The following is a 2,885-nucleotide window of genomic DNA, read 5'->3' as shown; positions in this document are numbered from 1 at the left end:
TCAGGGTCGGGTAGTTTACTTGGCGGATCCCCCTACAGTCAACTGGCCCAGCACGTTGATATCAAAGGTGAAATTAATTGTCACCGAGTTGCCCTCGTAAGCCTCAGGCAGCGGCAGGAAGGGAGCTGCCCTCTGGATAGCCGTCAGCGCTGCATCGTCTGTTTGTTGGCTGCCGGACGTGCGCCCCAGGCGAATGCTCTGCAGATCGCCAGCTCGACCCACTGTAAAGATCACCACTGTGCGGCGCGAGGTACCGGTCTGCCCAGGTATCCAATTTTGCTCCACTTTTCGCTGCAAAGCGGCCAGCCAAGGACCCCAATCCACATTGGCCCGCGCTGCCACGCTGGGGGGATTGGGAGCGGATTGGGTGGGGTTGACCAATCCACTAGCTCCACTGCCCTGGATCCCGGCTCCATTGCTGGGAGCAGAGGCACTGACCGGAGGCCCCAACTGGGAAGAGTCAGAGGGCCGCTGGGCGGGAAGAACCTCTGTCACCGGTTGCGGAGCGGGCGGAACGGGAGCCAATTGGCTGGGATCCGAAACCCGCTCGCTTGGCTGTATGGGCAAGGGCTCCGCAGTTGGCGGGGGAGTGGGCCTTGGGGAGGGAGCAGCCGCCACAGGCGGTGGAGTTTGGGTCGGAGTAGGTCTGGGGACAGGCGTGGGAGGGGGCGGTGCCGCAGTCGGGGTCGCGGTGGGCTGAGGGGGAGCGGGGGTTGGGGTAGGCGTGGGCTTGGGTGGAGGGGTTGGAGTTGGGGTTGCCAGGGCAACTGCAGCCGGGGCAGGTGGTGGTGGAACAGGGGCAGGCGGTGGCGGTGGTTGGGGTCTTGGCGGCGGCGGCGGAGGGGCCTCCTGGGGAGGGGCGGCCTGAGATTGAGGTGGACTGCCTTGAGACGGAGGGGCTTCTACCCGCTCACCCCCATCGCGGGAATCAACTTCTGAAACCAGATCTGCTTCCTCTGGGGGCTGCAGATCTTCTGGATCCAGAAGGATAAACTCAATGGCTTCTTGTTCTGGCTCGCGAGTGAGCCGAAGCCGCCCCAAGTGGAGCAATCCCAGCAGCACCAGCACGTGCAGCAGCAGCGACAGCGCCACCATCCAAAAAAAGTTGCGAGATTCATCCTCGCGGCGGCGCTGCTCAATCCAGATGCTGGTCATAGCCAAGATTGCCCTTTCCTTTCTTCAACGCTCTCAACACACCGAGTTGTCTGTTGCAGACTGGGCCACGGGGGTAACACCCCAGCTAGTGTTATAGCATCCGAGCAGTTGGCACTCCTGCGCAAAGGCGTATAGTCTATCTCGGGCTCGGGAAGGGATCCCACCTTGCAGCAGCTCTAAGATCGCCTACCTTGAAAAGAGCGGGGATCCCATTAGCCGGGGAAAAGCCCCACAGCTCGGGGTGCTGGCTCTGATGTTGGCTGGTGGGGCACTTTTGGTGGCTTTTTAGGAGCGACGTTATGGAACCCATCCGCTTTCATCTGGCCTTTCCAGTTGCCGATATTGCCTTGGCCAAGGCCTACTACGGCGATGGCTTGGGCTGTGAGATCGGTCGAGAAACCTCTGCTGCCGTTATTTTTAACCTGTACGGCCATCAACTGGTGGCCCACCTCACCCACGAAGAGCTGACGCCCCAGCGGGGCATCTACCCTCGTCATTTTGGCCTGATCTTCCCTACCCAAGGGGATTGGCAGGCGCTGGCCGACCGTGCCTTGGCGCGGGCCTTGCCCTTTTATCAAGAGCCGCGCTGGCGCTTTGTTGGCACCCCCTTGGAGCATGGCACCTTCTTTTTGCAGGATCCCTTCCATAACCTGCTGGAGTTTAAGTACTACCGCAACGCTTCCGCCATTTTCGGGGAGCGGGAATTGGCCTTGGTCGGGGACAGTGCTTCCCACCGCTCGCGCGAACGATCCCCGGCCCGCTCAAGTGGCATGTAGTGCAAACAGGAGGAACCTTTGGCCACTCAACCCCTGCGTTCTGGCCCTGCGCGCGGCCCTATCTGGCAGATGGATTTCAACGCCGTCCCCCTGCGGGATGAGCAGAACCGAAGGGTTTGGGAGCTGTTGGTATGCGATCCCACCGGCCGGTTTCGCCAAGCGCAGTATTGCAGTAACCAAGAGGTGAATAGCACCTGGGTGGCACGACAGTTGCGGAGCTACCTCGAAGCGGCTCCCCAGCCTCCCTCGGCCATTCGTGTGTTTCGAGCCCGCATGAGTTCCATCCTGCAACGGGCCTGCGATGCGGTTGGGATCCCGATGCTGCCCAGTCGTCGCGTTTACACCCTCAAAGCTTGGATGCGAGAACGGGCAGAGCAGGTTTACCCTCAAGAGACTCAGTTTACCTACAGCCCCGAACCTCCTGTGGATCCGGATCCGCCGGATCCCATCCGTCTGCCGGACAAGTTGCAGGGAGAACGCTGGGCCTTCGTGACCTTGCGAGCTGAGGATCTGCGGGAAGCCGACGCCTGGCCGATAGAATTTGGCGAGCTTTTTCCGGTTGCCTGGGACACTTTGACGCCCGACACATTGGCACCAGTGGTGCGGAGCACCCTCATTCCCGGCTTGGTGATTACCTCGCAGCGGGCTTTGCCGATGGCAGCCTGGATGAGCGGTATGGAACCCGCCTACTTGAGTGTGGCAGACGGACGGCTACTGCTCGAGGCGGGCCTCAACGATTGTTATCTGTTTGCACAATTGAGAGATGAAACACTGCGAACAGAGGCAGAAGTCTTTGCCCAGCGCCAGCAGCAGGCCCAGGGGCTCCACTTTCTTGCCATTCAAACCGATCTCAGGGCCCAGTCTTTCGCCGGCTTCTGGCTGATGCAACATCCGCTGTAAGTAGCAGCCGTTACAGCCTGTTTGTAAATTACAGTCATTTCAAACTAGATTGAG

3 protein-coding genes are annotated in these 2,885 nt (G+C 60.5%); 2 read left to right on the top strand and 1 reads right to left on the bottom strand.

Translation table 11 applies throughout. The features are described 5' to 3' along the window. Window positions 1-15: 15 nt before the first annotated feature. Window positions 16-1,155 (bottom strand): energy transducer TonB, encoded by a 1,140-nt coding sequence (locus NW819_RS06635; RefSeq protein WP_414413271.1) that lies wholly within the window; start codon window positions 1,153-1,155, stop codon window positions 16-18. A gap of 299 nt (window positions 1,156-1,454) precedes the next feature. Here NW819_RS06635 and NW819_RS06630 point away from each other — a divergent pair, with 299 nt between their 5' ends. Both NW819_RS06630 and NW819_RS06625 read left to right on the top strand, forming a co-directional pair. Continuing rightward, window positions 1,455-1,931, top strand: coding sequence for a VOC family protein (locus NW819_RS06630; protein ID WP_414382198.1), 477 nt, complete (start codon window positions 1,455-1,457; stop codon window positions 1,929-1,931). An 18-nt stretch (window positions 1,932-1,949) separates the two neighbouring features. Next, on the top strand, window positions 1,950-2,831 hold the full coding sequence (locus NW819_RS06625) for a Tab2/Atab2 family RNA-binding protein (RefSeq protein ID WP_011432767.1): 882 nt from the start codon (window positions 1,950-1,952) through the stop codon (window positions 2,829-2,831). Window positions 2,832-2,885: the final 54 nt, after the last annotated feature.

This window comes from Synechococcus sp. R8-2 (assembly GCF_047461715.1).
GTDB lineage: Bacteria > Cyanobacteriota > Cyanobacteriia > Thermostichales > Thermostichaceae > Thermostichus.
This window is presented reverse-complemented; position numbering and strand designations above follow the sequence as displayed.

Excerpts from the sequence above, each read along its gene's own strand:
- NW819_RS06635 (WP_414413271.1), bottom strand. The coding sequence starts at position 1,155 with ATGACCAGCATCTGGATTGAGCAGCGCCGCCGCGAGGATGAATCTCGC.
- NW819_RS06630 (WP_414382198.1), top strand. The coding sequence starts at position 1,455 with ATGGAACCCATCCGCTTTCATCTGGCCTTTCCAGTTGCCGATATTGCC.